This is a genomic window from Pseudomonas sp. 13159349 (genome assembly GCF_013305685.1).
Classification (GTDB): Bacteria; Pseudomonadota; Gammaproteobacteria; order Pseudomonadales; family Pseudomonadaceae; genus Aquipseudomonas; species Aquipseudomonas asiatica.
Map to the genome: position 1 here is coordinate 5,922,296 of NZ_CP045553.1, position 15,690 is coordinate 5,937,985.

At 61.2% G+C, this 15,690-nt stretch carries 15 protein-coding genes; 3 read left to right on the forward strand and 12 right to left on the reverse strand.

The window, feature by feature from the left end; genetic code table 11:
* Window positions 1-12 precede the first annotated feature (12 nt).
* The 5 genes from GEV38_RS27160 to GEV38_RS27180 are packed head-to-tail and all read right to left on the reverse strand — an operon-like array spanning window position 13 to window position 3,412.
* Window positions 13-516, reverse strand: coding sequence for a cyclin-dependent kinase inhibitor 3 family protein (locus GEV38_RS27160; protein ID WP_054572041.1), 504 nt, complete (start codon window positions 514-516; stop codon window positions 13-15).
* A gap of 4 nt (window positions 517-520) precedes the next feature.
* Window positions 521-1,234, reverse strand: a complete 714-nt coding sequence (gene arsH, locus GEV38_RS27165) for an arsenical resistance protein ArsH (protein WP_023048559.1) — start codon at window positions 1,232-1,234, stop codon at window positions 521-523.
* A gap of 23 nt (window positions 1,235-1,257) precedes the next feature.
* Window positions 1,258-1,728: an arsenate reductase ArsC gene (locus tag GEV38_RS27170; RefSeq protein ID WP_054572043.1), complete on the reverse strand. Its 471-nt coding sequence runs from the start codon at window positions 1,726-1,728 to the stop codon at window positions 1,258-1,260.
* A gap of 14 nt (window positions 1,729-1,742) precedes the next feature.
* Entirely contained in the window at window positions 1,743-3,026 is a 1,284-nt protein-coding gene (locus GEV38_RS27175) for an arsenic transporter (protein WP_054572044.1), read from the reverse strand.
* Between the two features lie 29 nt (window positions 3,027-3,055).
* Window positions 3,056-3,412, reverse strand: coding sequence for a metalloregulator ArsR/SmtB family transcription factor (locus GEV38_RS27180; RefSeq protein ID WP_054572045.1), 357 nt, complete (start codon window positions 3,410-3,412; stop codon window positions 3,056-3,058).
* A gap of 177 nt (window positions 3,413-3,589) precedes the next feature.
* Between GEV38_RS27180 and arsN2 the strand changes: the two genes are divergently transcribed.
* Window positions 3,590-4,084 carry an arsenic resistance N-acetyltransferase ArsN2 gene (arsN2, locus tag GEV38_RS27185; RefSeq protein ID WP_054572046.1) on the forward strand — a complete coding sequence of 165 codons (495 nt, stop codon included), beginning with the start codon at window positions 3,590-3,592 and terminating at the stop codon, window positions 4,082-4,084.
* On the opposite strand, the gene GEV38_RS27190 is transcribed toward arsN2, so the two are convergent.
* The 7 genes from GEV38_RS27190 to GEV38_RS27220 form a co-directional block, all read right to left on the reverse strand.
* A complete protein-coding gene (locus GEV38_RS27190) occupies window positions 4,049-5,293 on the reverse strand; it encodes a hypothetical protein (RefSeq protein WP_023660519.1) in 1,245 nt (414 codons plus the stop codon). The genes arsN2 and GEV38_RS27190 overlap by 36 nt on opposite strands.
* 9 nt (window positions 5,294-5,302) lie before the next feature.
* Window positions 5,303-8,434 carry an outer membrane lipoprotein-sorting protein gene (locus GEV38_RS27195; RefSeq protein ID WP_173896055.1) on the reverse strand — a complete coding sequence of 1,044 codons (3,132 nt, stop codon included), beginning with the start codon at window positions 8,432-8,434 and terminating at the stop codon, window positions 5,303-5,305.
* 84 nt (window positions 8,435-8,518) lie between these two features.
* A complete protein-coding gene (locus GEV38_RS27200) occupies window positions 8,519-10,087 on the reverse strand; it encodes an AMP-binding protein (protein WP_081013908.1) in 1,569 nt (522 codons plus the stop codon).
* A gap of 80 nt (window positions 10,088-10,167) precedes the next feature.
* Complete coding sequence (locus GEV38_RS27205; protein WP_081013909.1) at window positions 10,168-11,019, reverse strand: phosphate ABC transporter ATP-binding protein; 852 nt, start codon at window positions 11,017-11,019, stop codon at window positions 10,168-10,170.
* Window positions 11,020-11,021: 2 nt separating this feature from the next.
* A complete protein-coding gene (gene pstA, locus GEV38_RS27210; RefSeq protein WP_054572050.1) occupies window positions 11,022-11,891 on the reverse strand; it encodes a phosphate ABC transporter permease PstA in 870 nt (289 codons plus the stop codon).
* Window positions 11,888-12,781, reverse strand: a complete 894-nt coding sequence (pstC, locus tag GEV38_RS27215; protein WP_081013910.1) for a phosphate ABC transporter permease subunit PstC — start codon at window positions 12,779-12,781, stop codon at window positions 11,888-11,890. The genes pstA and pstC overlap by 4 nt, the downstream gene beginning before the upstream one ends.
* A 29-nt stretch (window positions 12,782-12,810) precedes the next feature.
* Window positions 12,811-13,671, reverse strand: a complete 861-nt coding sequence (locus tag GEV38_RS27220) for a phosphate ABC transporter substrate-binding protein (protein WP_152976789.1) — start codon at window positions 13,669-13,671, stop codon at window positions 12,811-12,813.
* 180 nt (window positions 13,672-13,851) lie between these two features.
* On the opposite strand from GEV38_RS27220, the gene GEV38_RS27225 reads away from it, so the two are divergent.
* Together GEV38_RS27225 and GEV38_RS27230 are read left to right on the forward strand one after the other, a co-directional pair.
* Window positions 13,852-14,700: a ferritin-like fold-containing protein gene (locus GEV38_RS27225; RefSeq protein WP_054572051.1), complete on the forward strand. Its 849-nt coding sequence runs from the start codon at window positions 13,852-13,854 to the stop codon at window positions 14,698-14,700.
* Between the two features lie 40 nt (window positions 14,701-14,740).
* Window positions 14,741-15,670, forward strand: a complete 930-nt coding sequence (locus tag GEV38_RS27230; RefSeq protein WP_173896057.1) for a permease — start codon at window positions 14,741-14,743, stop codon at window positions 15,668-15,670.
* Window positions 15,671-15,690 lie beyond the last annotated feature (20 nt).

Genomic DNA, 15,690 nt, shown 5'->3' on the forward strand with positions numbered 1-15,690 from the left:
TGGCTGGAGCGCTCAGTCTTCGCCGAATTGGTTGATGTAGTTGATGTGCGCAGGCTTCTGAATCGCGCGTGGGCGCAGTTCCTGCACCCATGCGATCGCCTCGCGGCGCGGCATTCCGGTTTCGATCAGCAGACGGGCAGCGAACAGCCCGGTGCGGCCGGAGCCGCCCTTGCAGTGGATGGCCAGGGCCTTGTTGGATGCGAGCAAAGCGTCCAACTCGTGGCGGATCTCTCCCAGCCCGGCCTCGAAGTTTTTATCCGGGGCCTGATCATCCTCGATCGGCAGCTGGTACCACTCCAACCCATGCTGCTTGGCCGCGATGCCAAGCTCGCCGACGCCGTTTTCCTGAAGCTCTGCGTCCGACATCAGCGTAACCAGCGCTACGGCACCGGCCTGCTTGAGCGTTTCCAGGCTTTCAGCGAGAGCGCTGCTCTGGGTGCCCGGACAAGGCGTAAAAATCAGTGCACTTGGAGTATGGGGCAACGATTTCAATGAGTAAGGATGCGACATGCTCATGACCTCAAATGGACCGAATATTGACTCTCTTGGATAGTTCTTCCGCCGACTCTTTGCGCTCGGAGTAGCGGTCTACCAAATAATCCTGCCGATCACGCAGCAGGAGCGTGAACTTGGTCAGTTCCTCCATTACGTCGACCAGTCGATCGTAGAAAGAAGACGGCTTCATGCGCCCAGCTTCATCGAACTCCAGGAAGGCTTTCGGCACCGACGACTGGTTCGGGATGGTAAACATACGCATCCAGCGGCCAAGCACGCGCAGTTGGTTCACCACATTAAAAGACTGCGAGCCTCCACAAACCTGCATCACGGCGAGGGTCTTGCCCTGGGTTGGGCGAACGGCGCCCATGGCCAGCGGTACCCAATCGATCTGCGCCTTGAAGACAGCACTCATTGAGCCGTGACGCTCGGGCGAGCACCACACCTGGCCCTCGGACCATTGCATCAGCTCGCGGAGTTCCAGCACCTTCTCGTGGGAGTCCGGAGCGTCATCCGGCAGCGGCAGGCCGGAAGGGTCGAAAATACGGGTTTCGGCGCCGAACTCTTCCAGCAGGCGCGCAGCTTCCTGGACCATCAAGCGGCTGAATGAGCGTTCGCGGGTCGATCCGTACAGCAGCAGGATGCGCGGTTTGTGTGTGGAAGGATCCTTAGGCGCCAGCCGCTCCAGCGACGGCAGATCAATCAGTTCTGGTTGGACATTTGGCAGGTGGTCGTTCATTTCGGTCTCCATTGATCCAGGGCCTACAGCGCGCCGATGCGGGCAAGTTCGGTTTTAAGTTCGTCCTGGCTCAGTTGCGAGAAAGGCAGCGCAATGAAGGCGCGCACGCGCTCATCGATCTTCGCAAGTGTTGTCTGGAAGGCTTCTTCGATTTCTGCCTCACTCCCGGTGACCGCCGAAGGGTCGGCCAGGCCCCAGTGGGCTTTGAGCGATGGGCCGAAGAAGATCGGGCAGGCCTCGCCGGCAGCACGGTCGCACACGGTGACAACGATGTCGGGAGGAGAGCTCTCGAAGGCATCCGAGGCCTTGCTTGAAAGACCAGCGGTGGGGATACCGGCGGCTTCCAGGGTATTCAGTGCCCGCTCATTGACCTTACCGCTTGGGAAGCTGCCCGAGCTCACAGCTTCCATACCTTCGGGGGCCAGGTGATTGAACAGCGCCTCGGACAGGATGCTGCGGCAGCTGTTGTGGGTGCACATGAACAAGACTTTCATCAGGTATCTCCGGTTCAAAAGCTCAGGCGGATGGCCAATGCGGCCAAGGTGGCAAGCAGGATCGGCAGCGTCAGGACGATGCCGGTGCGGAAGTAGTAACCCCAGGTGATGACGATGTTCTTGCGGGCCAGCACGTGCAGCCACAGCAAGGTGGCCAGGCTGCCGATGGGGGTGATTTTCGGACCGAGGTCACAGCCGATGACGTTGGCGTAGATCATGGCCTCGCGCACGATGCCGGTGGCCTCGGCGGAATGGATCGACAAGGCCCCGACCAGCACGGTGGGCATGTTGTTCATGACCGACGACAGGCCAGCGGCGAGCAGCCCCGTCCCGAGGGAGGCGCCCCAGATCCCGTAGCCGGCGAAGACATTGAGGATCTGCGTCAGGTAGTCGGTGAGGCCGGCGTTACGCAGGCCATAGACCACGAGGTACATGCCAAGCGAGAACACCACGACCTGCCAAGGCGCGTCCTTGAGCACCTTGCGGGTTGAAATCACGTGCCCACGCGCGGCGATCAGGTAGAGGATCAGCGCGCAGGCAGCAGCGATGGCGCTGATCGGAACACCCAGCGGCTCGATGGCGAAGAAGCCGACCAGCAACAGCGCAAGCACCCACCAGCCGGCAACGAACGTCGCTTTGTCGCGGATAGCGGCCTCGGGAGCCTTCAATTGGTCGAGTTCATAGGTACGCGGCAGGTCCTTGCGGAAGAACCACAGCAGCATGCCCAGGGTGGCGGCGACGCTGACCAGGTTCACCGGTACCATGACCGAGGCGTACTCGCTGAAACCGATGCCGAAGTAGTCGGCGGAGACGATGTTCACCAGGTTGGACACCACCAGCGGCAGGCTCGCGGTATCGGCGATAAAGCCTGCTGCCATGACGAATGCCAGCGTCGCCGCCGGGGAAAAGCGCAGGGCCAGCAGCATGGCGATGACGATCGGAGTCAGGATCAGTGCCGCACCGTCGTTGGCGAACAACGCCGAGACAGCGGCGCCCAGCAGGATGATGAAGGCGAACAGCTTGCGGCTGCTGCCATTGCCCCAGCGGGCCACGTGCAATGCCGCCCACTCGAAGAACCCCGCCTCATCCAGCAGCAGGCTGATGATGATGACGGCGATGAAAGTGGCGGTAGCGTTCCAGACGATCTGCCAGACCACGGGGATATCGGACAAGCTCACGACGCCCGCCAGCAGCGCCACGACGGCCCCCAGTGCGGCGCTCCAGCCCACACCCAGGCCTTTGGGCTGCCAGATGACGAGAACGATCGTCACCAGGAAAATCAAAAATGCGATCAGCATGACTACAACTCAATCAGCGAAGGGAAGTCTCAAGCACAAGCAACAGGGCTCTGCGGCCGTTCGCCCATTTCGGCAAGGCGCAATGCATCAAGGCTCAACCATTCCTGGTTGGCATCGACCACTCCCTTCAGCATCGCGTCCACCCACTGCGGCAGTTCGGGGTGCAGTCGGTAGTACACCCATTGACCCTTGCGGCGATCCATCAGGATTCCAGCCTCGCGCAACTGGGCAAGATGCCGGGAGATCTTCGGCTGGCTCAGCTCCAGCGCGTGGGTAAGTTCGCAGACACAGAGTTCGCCTTCACGGGCGATCAGCAGGGTCATCCGGGCCCGGGTGTCATCAGCCAGGCATTTGAAAACGATGGGGGGAGTCAGTGTTTCCCGCATGTGACCTCCTGGGGAATGCGTGTACGTCCAATATCTGGAAATTCGAATATATGCCTATTCAAATATGCGGTAAAGCAGATATTCACAATCGCCTCGCCTTACGGGACGTCATAAAACTGGTAAAAGCCCGCGCTCTGGGCCCTATACTGGCCTTCGATACCATTCCCAGAGTCCCCAATGAACCAGTCTGATATCTCTGTCCGATTGCTTGGTACCGACCATATCCAAGGCTTGGCTGCGCATCTGACTGCAGCGGGCTTGCCGACCCAAGACCTTTTTCAGCCCGACCGAATGTTCTATTCCTTTCACCGGGGAGAAACGGAGCTGGGATACGGGGGCATTGAAGGACGTGGCCGGACTCGTCTGATTCGCTCACTGGTTGTCGTACCGGCCCAGCGACAGTCAGGGATCGGTACCCTGCTGCTCAGAGCACTTGAGCGAATAGCGGAAGCTGACGGAGCCCAGAGCCTTCACCTGCTGACCACTACAGCACCCGACTTCTTCGAGGCTCGGGGATATGAGCACAGAGACCGATCCCAAGCCCCAAAGGCAATTTCCAATTCGGAGGAGTTCAACAGCCTCTGCCCGACGTCTGCGGTCTACATGGTGAAGGAGCTTGGCGACATGAACTCGGTGTCACCACAGGTAACTCGCCTCCACGAACGTCAGTGAGTTCGTTCTCAGGTGTCCCAGGAACGAGTCCTGCGGCCCCCGAAAGATGTCGAACCCTGTGCTGACCCGCCATGAGTCAGTGATGGCGTACTTAAGGCGGCCCCGAAGCATCCAATCATTGCGGGGTTCGGTCCACACCGCGAACAGATCGAGATCCGCCTTTGAGTCGAACAACGGCCTTGCGTAGCGGAGTGTCAGTCCATACTGGTCCCGATCAAGTTCGTTGCTGATCAGAGCCTGAGCTTCTTGCACTTGAGCCATAAGGGGATCGTTGGCGATAGTCGACACCGAGCGCAAATGACGCCAGAAGCCCTGCAACGATACGGTTTCTCGATCCCCGACGTACCACTCGGCCCCGCCGATTGCCGACGTGTAGGGCTGCCGGCGTGCTACCGTCGGGTCCGACGATTGCTCGAAGTCCACCCAGGCGATCTCTCCCCGATAGGCCATCTCGCCACGAACGATCGTGAAGTCGCTTCCAATCAGACGCATGCGGGTTGCATGCTGACCGAGGGTCACGCCAGCCGGCGTGGCACTACGCACTGCGAAGGTAGGGAACAGGTCGTGACCATCGATCACGCTGATCGACCAGTCCGCGTCCGAACCCAGTACATCGTACTTCACGGCCACCGTTGGACGAACATCCGGATCCTGCTCGCGGAAGGTTACGCCAGGCGTCTTTTCCAGCGGTACCTCATTAAAGCGGAACCGGTCGAGCACATGGACCTGCAGCTTTCCCACACCGGCAGCGCAGTCCAGATGCAGCCCCCAGTTGCCTGTACGCTGGTCCGTAGTCTCCGGGGTCAGGCGCCTGAAGTTGCTGGGCGACACCTGGTCGGTGGGGTTGATCCCATCGGCCCGGCCCCACATCACCAGCTTCTTGCCCAGCGCAGGGGCGCACAGCGTGTCACTGCTTTTCACATACAACTCGTTGACCCCAGCATCCTCCCGTCTGCCGTCCAACCGCTCGGGGGACGACAGGGCCCAGACCTCGCTGCTGAAGGCCAGGCTCTCGCTGGCTTGCCAGTCGAGTTTGAGCTTGGCGCGATTGGATGAAATCGTGTGACGGTCATCCAGCATCCTGTTCGATGACCAAACCCCTGCCGCGACTTCACCGGTGACTTCAGGCACGTCGGCGAAGGCGCCCACCGAGAAAACCAAGGGCACGACGGCGCCAGCCCACCAGCCGGGGGAAAAAGACCCGCTCATGTCCTCTCCTTAGCGCGAAGCCATGTTGTTCGCCGAGAAGAGGCTGTCGCTCAGCGCCTCACCCACCTTGAAGTTGGAGAAGGTGATGGAAGTGGTGTGACCGCTCTGGAGGTTCTTGCCCTCGGTCTTCATCGGCTGCCACTTGCCGTTGGCGGCATCCAGCAGTTGGATATCGGTGAAGGAGAACTGCTTGTACGGTGCCCCGCTGACGTCGGTCGCTTCCACATAGGTGGTCGCGAAGTTATCTTTGCGGACCCAGGTCATGCGTTTCGCGTAGCCGGAGTTGGTGCGCACGCTGTCCTCGGCGGGCAGCGACTCGATGACGTAATGCTCGACGCCGTCACGGGTCTCCTGCCTGACCAGGGTGTGCTTCCAGTCACTGACCTTGTGCCCCATCACGTCGCCGTAGCTGAAGTCGGTTCCGATGAAACTGTCCTTCTTGTTCGAAGCCACCAGACGGCGCACTCGCTTCATCGCTGGCAGGTACACCCACATCTCGTCGTCCTGGGCAGTCCGCTCCACCAGCAAGGTCGTGGTCCCGCGTATATCCGCAGGTGCCTCGAAGCGCACCAGGCGCATGGTGTCCTGCCCGTTATCCTGAAGCTTTGAGGCCATGTTGGACTTACGGATCCGCTGGCTGCCGTCCTGGGTCTGCAGCACAAACTCGGCATCGGCCTTGGAGGTGCTGAAGCGGGTGACCGCCGCGTTGCGCTCCATGATCTCTTTCGCCTCCAGTTCCGCAGACCAGCCGACCTGCGAATACGTCAGGAAGCCGATGGCTGCCAGGATGATCAGCAGTACGGCGCCACGGTCACCGGAGCGACGCTGGAAGATGAAGCCAGGTTTGAAGGCCAGGATGGCGCTCGGGATTAGGGTCAAGGTTGCAAAAACGCTCGCCAGCATCGCCAGCACGATAAAGGTAGAAAGCCACATATGAACCTTGTAGTCGTAGGAGAACATAAGGACGGCATAACCCCCGGCCACGGCAGTGGCGACGAATAGGCAGGCCTTGCCGGCGGTTTTCATCGCCATTTCCACGGCCTCGGGCAACGCCTTGCCCTGGGCCGTGTATTCGCTGATGCGGTAGATGAGGTAGATCGCGTAGTCGGCGCCGATACCAACTGCCATTGCCGAGATCAGTGAGTTGGGGATGTTCAGCGGCACGCCGAAATAGCCCATAACGCCAAACACCAGCGACAGAACCACCAGCAGCGGCGACAGCACCAGCAGGCCGGCGATCACCGAGCGGAACGCGATCACCGACACCGCGAAGATCACGCCGAGGATCTGGGCGATGTTGAGCAGCTTGCTGTGCACCATCACATCGGTGACCGCCAGGGTCTGCGCGACCTCACCGCCGAACGACACAGTGACATTGCTGGGGAAATGCTCGCTCGCGACCTGGCGCAGGTCGTTGACCAAGTGATCGATCTCGGCGTTGCTGTTGGTACGCAACATGATCGCGATCTTTGCCCGCCGGTAGTCGTAATCGACGTGGGCCGAAAAGTCCTCCGGATCACCTGACATCGAGTAGAGGAACAGGTACTGAGCAATCAGCTCGCGGTCGTCGGGAAGCGGCGTGGCTGCCCCCGTGTCACCCGACGCTGCTTCGTGCATACGCTGGAGGAAGTCATCGATAGACAGTGTCTTGCCCACGATCGGACGCTTCGCCGCATCCGCCTGCAGATAGCGGATCGCATCCAGTACGCGTGGGTCCTTCACCCCGTCCGCTTCGCCGGTATCGACCATCACATAGAGCACGTTGGTCCCACCGGTCTGGGTGTTCAGCAGGTTGTCATCACGTTGCAGGGGCAGCGAGTCCGAGAAGAAGCTCTTGCTGGAATTATCCACATGCACCAGCGGCCAGCCGGCGACCGCCACGCCGATCAGCACCACAAAACCGCCGAGAATCCAGTGCCGGCTGCGCGGTGTCACCACCAAATGAGCGATTCGGGCGCTGAGGCGATCCCAGATTCGAGGCTTGGTTTCGGTATCTATCTGCGCGGCCGATGGGGGCTTCAGTCCGGCCCGCACTGCCGGGGTAAAGGTGAACTCCAGGAGCACGGCCGCCAAGATGCCGATGCCGGTGAAGATGCCGAATGCCCGTACGGTTTCCAGCTCGAACACCACCAGCGAAAAGAAACCGAGGGCCGCCACACCGCCAGCGATCACCAGCACTGGGCCCACAGCCGCCAGCGACTGAATCGTCGCCAACCGGTTGGCCACCACAGGGTCCATCTGCTGACCGTTCACCAGCTCGATGAAGCGTTCGTAGTAGCGCTTGAGCAACTGCACCGCGTGCCCTGCCGCAACGGCAAGGATCAGGATCGGCGTCGGCGAGTTGAAGATGTCCATTGGCACCTTCATCAACCCCATGATCCCCACGCCCCAGACTACCGACAGCAGCGCCGTCACCAGCGGCAGAACAAGCCCCTGGCGAGTCCGGAACGCTTCGTAGTGCAGCAGGCCGATGACCAGTACCGCGATCGGGAACAGCCAGTTGATCCGGTCGGCGAAGACTTCAGCCTGATGCAAGAACACCGGGTTGCCACTCAGGGAGATCTCGATGCCCGGCGTATTCTCCTGGCTCAGGATCTGACGAACATCGGACAACATCGCTCCGAAGCCGTTGGGGTTTTCCTTGAGCTCCAGCATGATCGTCGCGGTGCGCCAGTCACTGGAGATCACCGTGTCCCGGTACACCGGGTTAGCGTTGATCGCCGCCTTCAGCTCCTCGATCTGCGCCGCGCTGGACGGCAACTGGTCACTCAGTAGCGGTTTAGCCTCGAAGCCGTCAGCGTTGCCGCGGATGCTCTTGGCCTGCCGCGATGACAGGCTGAGCAGCGTCTGCTTAGTGACCGACGGCGCCGCATAGAGCTTGTCGGTGATGCGCTTCACCGCCTCCAACACCTGGGGCTGCAAGGCGTCGCCCTGGGTTGGGGTCAGACCGATCACCACCAGGTACTTCGAGCCAAAGATCTTCTCGATAGTGTTGGTCGCCTTGATGTAAGGGTGGTTCTGCGGCACCACGGCAGCCGGGTTGATGATGACCTGCTGCTTGGCGGCAAAGAACGCAAAGAACGCCGACAGCGCCAGCACGATGGCGATAACCCATCGCCGATGGTCCACCACCCACGTCACGTACCGCTCCAGGGGCAGCGAGCTCTTCAGCCCGCTCGTATGAACAGAATCTACCGCTGCGGTTTTCGATATTTGCGTCATGAGTCAGGCATCAGCACGTGAAGGAAGGGTTGGGGCAACATCGCTTTCGTTCTGGGGAGCGATTTGTGCTTTGAGGAGGTGTTTCTGGACCTTCGCCGATGCGGTGTAGGGGAACGCATCCACGACGGTGCACCGGGTCGGGCACCAGCCCTTGAAGGCTTGCGCCAGCACCGCCTGTAGTTCGGCAACAACGGTATCGGGCTCTGCATCGGGAGCCGCGACCCAGGCCAGAACGCTGTGGCCGCTGCCGGGCTCGCAGATCACCAGCGCCGCATCCGCGACGCCCGGCACCTGTCTGGCCCGGTGTTCGACCAGGGCGGAACTGAGGGGAGCGCCACCGACCAGCAATGAGTCGCTCAGCCGATCGCTGACATCGAGCCGCGCATCGGCTTGAAGGGTCGCGAAGTCGCCGGTCGCCAGCCAGTCGTCCTGCTCGGCGCCGGTGGCTACCCAGTGCCCCCGCACCATAAGCTCGCCGGTACCCTCGGCCACGCATTCCGCATCGTCACCGCGCACCGCCAGCTCGATGCCGAATACCGGCTGTCCATGTCCCAAGTCCGTCGCACTGCCATCGAACCGTTCGATGGTGGCCAGCGGCGAGGTCTCTGTCATGCCCCAGGCGTGACATACCTCGACGCCCAGTCGCTCCTGAATGAAATACGCCACCTCGAACGGCAGGCGGGTTCCTCCGACAACGGTCCGGTGAAGGGTGCTGAAGCGCTGCCCGGTGGCCTGCATGTAGCGAGCAAGCGCCAGCCAGTGAGCCGATACCGCCCCCAGCACGGTGACCTGATGCTCTTCGATCCACTGGAACCATTGGGCGGGATCACGGGTTGACGGAACCAGGATCAACTCGGCGCCCACCATCGGGCACACAAACGGAGCGCCCCAGGCGCTGGCATGGAAGTTTTGCATCAGCGGCATGACCCGGTCGGCGCCGGTCAGGCCCATCGCGTCCGGCACGGCACAAGCCCAGGTGTGCAGTAGCGTCGAACGGTGTGTGTACTCGACGACTTTCGGCGTACCGGTGGTGCCGGACGAGTAGCAGACGTGGGAAAGGGTGTCCTCGGGGAACTGTGCTGGCACATAGCCGTTGGAGCCCTCGGCATCGCGATGATTCATCGCACGCACTGCACATCCCTTTAGCAGGCCCTGAAAAGCCTGAACTGCGCCAGCGGTAGCAGCGTCATGCAGCACCAGCTTCGGACGTATCTGTTGGAGGAAGAGCCCCAGGTCTTCGGAGCGATGCTGGGGGTTCAGCAGGTGGGTGACCACTCCTTGGTCGAGTGCCCCGTAGAGCCAGGCCATCTGATCGAGCGAGCTCAGGCCAAAGCTGACAAGCGCATCGCCTGGCTGGAATCCAAGGGCATGGAGTTGCGCGGCGCAATCACGAGCGGTAACGGCAAGTTCCGCATAGCTCTGGCGTTCGACAGCGCCGTCGAGAGCGATGGACGTTACTTTCACTGCGGCGTGCACCCTTGCCGCATGCTTGAGCACATCATGGACATGAAGCGGGAGGGTTTTCACTCTCGCGGTCGGGTATTGCACGGGTTTAGCAGAGATAGTGTTCATGCGGCCATGGTAGAAATCGCCGCGCTTTACCCACAATGGAACCGATGTACCATGGCGCCCTGCTACGCCAACTGTTCAGTTCAGGCGAATTGCAGATAGGCCTGGGTCAGTTCATGACGGGGCCGCTCGAAAACCTCCCGCGCCTTGCCGCACTCGATCAGCCTTCCCACGCCCTCGACCTTCCAGAACACCGCCACCTGATCGGCAACCCGGCGGGCCTGACTCAGGCTGTGGGTGACCAGGACAATGGTTCGCCGCTGGGACAGGCTTGAGATTAGCGCCTCGATCGTTTGCGTCGAGATAGGGTCGAGGGCACTGCAGGGCTCGTCCATCAAGAGCACCTCCGGCCCGAGTACCAGCGCCCTGGCGAGACACAAGCGCTGCTGTTGCCCGCCAGACAGCGCCAGAGCCGGGCCATCGAGGCGATCATGTACCTCTTCCCACAGGCCCACTTCCTTCAGCGAGGCCTCAATCCGCGCATTGATCTCGTCCCGCGCCTTGATTCCATGCTGCCGCAGCGCGAACTCGAGATTCTTGCGAATGGAGAAGGGAAACGGATTGGGCCGCTGGAACAGCATCCCGACCTGCCGGCGCAGCTGGGTCGGATCCTTCAACAGGCGCTTGCTATCCATCCAGCTGAAGCTGATCGAGCCGGATACCGAGCACTCGGGAACCAGGTCGTTGAGGCGGTTTAGGCAGTGCAGCAAGCTGGACTTACCGCAGCCGGAAGGACCGATCAGGGCCGTGACCGAGTTTCTCGGTACCCGCAGGCTTACCCCCTCGACCACCACCCGCTTGCCATAACTCACCGACAGGTCCTGAATCTCGATATGCCCTTCGGCTGCGGTATTTAGGTGCGTAACGGTGCCTGCGATGCTGGAGACTGCTCGCACCGAGGATTCGAGCGTTGCCGCCCCAGTCTTGTTGGTCATCGTCAATAACTCCCTGTCGTTGTGCCAGTCATGCGCCGCTGCATCCACCGGGTCAGGGCATGCACTGCGAAACTGAGCAGTGCCAGGAGCAGAAGAAGCGCGAGGGCCGATCCATAGGCGTTCGGCGTGCCGCCGGGTACGTTGGTGGCCAGATCATAGATGTGCACCGAGACGCTTCGCCCCGAGTCGAGCAATGATTGCGGCATCCGGTCCGAGTAACCGCTGGTGAACAGCAATACCGCCGTTTCGGCCAGAGCCCTGGTCAACGCCAGCACGATCCCGGCGCAAATGCCCGGTAGCGCCACCGGCACCATCACCCGCAACAGCACGGCTTGCCGCGACAACCCGAGTGCCGCGCCACCCGAACGATGAGCCATGGCCGCCGCTTCCAGCGAAAACGCCAGCGAGCGGGCTAGGGTCGGGAGGATCATGCAGGCTAGGGTTAGGCCTCCGGCCAGAATGGAATAACCCAACCCCAACTGCCGACAGAACAGGCTGAGACCGAAAAGCCCAAACACCACGGACGGTACGCCGGCCAAGATGTCGAGGCTGCAGCGCACAACCGTTGCTGGCCAGCCGTCTGGCTTGAACCCTTCGGTCAGCATCACCGCTACACCGAACGACAGCGGCAGCGCGGCCGCCAGGCTGACTAGCACGATGCCCAGCGTCGAAACCAGAATCGGCGCAATGCCGCCGCCACGGCCAGCATCGACTGGACTGGACGACAGGAAATCCCAGCTCAGAACCTGGACTCCGTTGCCGAACACCGTCAGCAACGGCCACAGCAGCATTGAGATCGCCCCGAGGGCCAGGCCGTAGAGCAATGCCGTCCAGGCCAACTCATAGAGTCGGGGCAAGGGGATCCGACTCATACACCCATCTCCCGCTGACGTCGGCCAACCCACTCGCCTGCAGCCACCAGCACGCTGACCAACAGCAACATCAGCAGACCAGCCACGAACAGCGAGGCCCGGTGATCGCCCATGGCGTAGGGCATCTCAAGCGCGATGTTGGCCGTCAGCGCTCGAATGGGTTCAAACAACGAAGTAGGGACTTGCACGATATTGCCGCAGACCATCAGGACCACCATGGTTTCCCCGATGGCCCTGGCCGCGCCGAGCACCATGGCAGAGAAAATGCCTTGCCTCGCCGCCGGCACGACTATGCGCAGCAGGGTCTGATTCTCGGAAACACCCAGTGCCGCAGCGCCCTGCACATAGGCGAACGGTACCGTCTGGATGGCTGATTGGGTCAGGACGGTAATGGTCGGGATGATCATCAGGGCCACCACCAGGACACCGGCCAGCAGGCTGGCTCCGGGAGGGCTCCACTGGTTGATGATCGGCACGATGGCACTCACGCCCCAGAGGCCGTAGACCACCGTCGGCACCGCCGCACTGAGTTCCACCAGATTGCGCATCAACCGCGCCAGCCCGGTGGGTGCCTTGAACGTGGTGACCAGCGATATCGCCAGGCTCAACGGCGTCGCCACAAGCAGCGCCCCGACCGTCAGGTAGAGGCTGGCCACGACCATCGGCGTCATATTGAAACTGGCATCTCTCGGCCACCAGCCTTCGTCGGTGAAGAACCGGGTGAAGCCTCCCTTGCTGATCAAGGGGAGCGCCTCACCCAGGAGAAACGCGACGATCAAGAATACGATCGCCGCCCCGAGCAAGGCCAGCATGGTCATTGCCGACCAGAACGCCCATCCGCGCAGCGCCGACGGCGGCCGTGAGATCGACTCAACGATAGGTAGTGTCATGAAGCGGCCCTGGCCAGCAACGCCGGCCGTTATTTCACGACCGGGATGAAGTACATCCGCGTGACGAAGTCCTCGGCCTGCTTCGATTGCGCATAGGCCACGAAGTCCTGGACCTGCTCATTCAGCGGCGTCTTGTAGACCAGGTTCAGGTCACGGCTGATCGCGTACTGCCCCGAGGCCACGGAAGCGGTCGAAGGAACCTGGTCGCCCATGGGGATCAGGCGAATGGCCGCGCCTTGCCCAGCTTCGTACTCCGCCGAGCCGATGGAGACATAGCCCACAGCGGCAGGAGATCCGGCAACGGTCTGAATGCCTTGCTGGTTGTCGCCGATGATGACGTGGGCCTTGATATCCTTGTAGGGAATGCCGAAGAAACTGCTGAAAATCTCCAGTGTGGAGCGGCCTTCCGCCTTGCTCACCACAGTGATCGGTGAGTCGTCGCCGCCCACTTCCTTCCAGTTAGTGATTTGGCCGGTATAGATCCCGATGACCTGCTCCTTGCTCAGCCCGGCAACCGGATTGCTCTTGTTTACGATCATGCCAATACCGTCCTTGGCGAGCAGAGCATGCTTAAGATCCTGCTCATCGGGTTTGAGGTCGCGAGAAACCATGCCAAGCACAGCGGTACCGCTGCGCACATCCATGATGCCGCGTGCACTTCCGCCCGCCTGCACTTCGATGCGAACTCCCGGATGCTCCTTCTCATAGGCCTTGGCCAGCTCGCTGATCAGTGGCGCGATAGTGCTGGCCCCGACGACGCTGACGCGTATCGACTTCGTCTCTGCTATCGACTCTGCCTCGCGATTGCAGCCGGACAGGCAGAGCAACGCCCCCAGCATCCACAGCGCAGGCACACCAATGTGCCGGGCTGCCCAGGTTCTTGTTTTCATTTTTTACCCCAGCCTCTTCCATGAAACGCAGCAAATGACCGCTGCGTCGTTATCTGACCCATGGTAGGGGTCAATGAGCCTGTCTTGAATAGAAGCTATGTACTATGGCCTCGCGCCATCATCCTCCCGACAATTCCCGCGGCAAGGGACTGCCCTTGAAGCCTAATGGGAGGATAAGAAATGCAAGAAGCATCTGCCGGCATTCAGCCAACTGCGCACGCCCCGATCGACCTTCGCTCCGTCAGCCGCCGCGAAGTGCTCGGCACCGAGCACAACAAGAGCGACGGCTACTTCAACCTGCTGGCTTACATCGCCTCGAACGCGATCGCAGGCGAGATCATGGCGGTCGAAAACTACTCGGAAATGGTCCCGCTGATGCCGGATACCGAGAGCAAGATCGAGACCGTCAAGCAGGCTCACGAAGAGTCCAAGCACATTCAAATGCTGGCCAGCCTGGGCAAGCGCCACGACTACAACGTCATGCGCGAGATCGTCGAACCGCAGTGGTTCAACATCCGCCGGCACTTCAGCACCGCCGTACAAAACAAGGACTTAGCGGCCTGCCTGGTGATCCAGGACCTGATGACCGAAACCATGGCCATCGTCTTGTACCGCACCCTGGTGCGTCAGGGCGACCCGGATACCGCAGCACTGGCCAACAAGATCCTCGACGACGAGTTGGAGCACCTGGAAATCGGTCTGGCCCGTATTCGCAACCTGATTGCCAAAGACCCTGAAGGCGTCCACGAAAGCCTCAAGTGGGCACACCATCGTGTCATGCCAGAGCTCTTCAGCATGGTCAGCACTAGCTGCCACTTCCTCTGCGATCGCCTGAATATCGATTGTGGGGCCCTCACTCTGGGCGATCTGAAGACTGACATTGACGAAATCCGCATCGAGGCACTGGACACCTATGTTGAGACCCTCGACAAGGCCGACTTCGACCCGGTGGTATCAGCCGCCCTGATTGAGTCGATGCAGACCTACGGTGGTACCCCGACCTTGAACGCAGGGCTGGCAAACGCCTAAGCGTTGTTCCAGTCCGCCCATCCGTACCGGCGGAGCTTTTATGTCCGATAACACGACCTTAGCGCAGGGTATTCGCGCATTCTTCGAGTTCCTGCTCATGGATGGCGCCCTACTTATTGGGCTTTTCCTGCTGGTCACATGGTCCGTAGTGATGCTGCAGCAGAAAATGCCATTTCAAGCGACACAAGGCACCTTGCTTGGTTCGTCAGGCTGGCGGTCAGCATTTACCGCCAGCGTGGGTGGCGTGATTACACCGTTCTGCTCGTGCTCAACCATTCCCCTTCTGAGCGGCATGCTCAGGGCGGGGGTGGGCTTCGTTCCGAGCTTCGCCTTTCTGGTGGCTTCTCCGGTGGTCAACGAAGGCGTCTTCATCCTGCTGTTTCTGACTGTCGGTTTCATTCCCGGAGCGGTGTTCATAATTGCCGGCCTTGCCCTGACCTCGGCGGCCGGCGTGATCGCCGGCCGCCTGGGGATGGCCAAGCACGTCACCATCACTCCGGCCCCGCAGAGCAGCGCAACCTTCTTGGGCCAGAAAGTCGCGGCGTGGCCGGGTTTGAAGCCGGCAAGCCGCTTCGCCTGGCTGGCCGCCAAACAAGAACTGCGCACCGTCGCACCGTACCTGCTGGTCGGCCTGCTGATCGGCGGCCTGATCTATGGCGCCGTGCCCAAAGACATGCTCATTGGACTCGTTGATAGCTTGCCGACCCCCTGGCTCTATCTCGCCTGCGCACTGGTTGGCGTGCCGCTCTACATCTCACCAATCGCAGCTTTGCCTATCGGTTTCGCGTTGATCGAGAAGGGCTTCCCAGTCGGGCCGCTGGTGACGTTCCTGGTCGCGGCGATCGGCACCAGCCCGCCCGAAGTGATGCTGCTGTTCAGGCTTTTCAGACTCCCGTTGGTGATAGCCCACACCCTGACCGTCGTTCTCTGCGCTTTGGCGCTGGGCCTGGCCGTCGCTCTCGTGCTGTAACCACTCAATCAAGAGGGACA

Bases quoted from the DNA above. Each gene is read 5' to 3' on its own strand.
- pstA (WP_054572050.1), bottom strand. From the start codon at position 11,891: ATGAGTCGGATCCCCTTGCCCCGACTCTATGAGTTGGCCTGGACGGCA.
- arsN2 (WP_054572046.1), top strand. From the start codon at position 3,590: ATGAACCAGTCTGATATCTCTGTCCGATTGCTTGGTACCGACCATATC.
- GEV38_RS27220 (WP_152976789.1), bottom strand. From the start codon at position 13,671: ATGAAAACAAGAACCTGGGCAGCCCGGCACATTGGTGTGCCTGCGCTG.
- GEV38_RS27170 (WP_054572043.1), bottom strand. From the start codon at position 1,728: ATGAAAGTCTTGTTCATGTGCACCCACAACAGCTGCCGCAGCATCCTG.
- GEV38_RS27205 (WP_081013909.1), bottom strand. From the start codon at position 11,019: ATGACCAACAAGACTGGGGCGGCAACGCTCGAATCCTCGGTGCGAGCA.
- GEV38_RS27190 (WP_023660519.1), bottom strand. From the start codon at position 5,293: ATGAGCGGGTCTTTTTCCCCCGGCTGGTGGGCTGGCGCCGTCGTGCCC.
- GEV38_RS27175 (WP_054572044.1), bottom strand. From the start codon at position 3,026: ATGCTGATCGCATTTTTGATTTTCCTGGTGACGATCGTTCTCGTCATC.
- GEV38_RS27225 (WP_054572051.1), top strand. From the start codon at position 13,852: ATGCAAGAAGCATCTGCCGGCATTCAGCCAACTGCGCACGCCCCGATC.
- GEV38_RS27160 (WP_054572041.1), bottom strand. From the start codon at position 516: ATGAGCATGTCGCATCCTTACTCATTGAAATCGTTGCCCCATACTCCA.
- GEV38_RS27180 (WP_054572045.1), bottom strand. From the start codon at position 3,412: ATGCGGGAAACACTGACTCCCCCCATCGTTTTCAAATGCCTGGCTGAT.
- GEV38_RS27230 (WP_173896057.1), top strand. From the start codon at position 14,741: ATGTCCGATAACACGACCTTAGCGCAGGGTATTCGCGCATTCTTCGAG.
- pstC (WP_081013910.1), bottom strand. From the start codon at position 12,781: ATGACACTACCTATCGTTGAGTCGATCTCACGGCCGCCGTCGGCGCTG.
- GEV38_RS27200 (WP_081013908.1), bottom strand. From the start codon at position 10,087: ATGAACACTATCTCTGCTAAACCCGTGCAATACCCGACCGCGAGAGTG.
- arsH (WP_023048559.1), bottom strand. From the start codon at position 1,234: ATGAACGACCACCTGCCAAATGTCCAACCAGAACTGATTGATCTGCCG.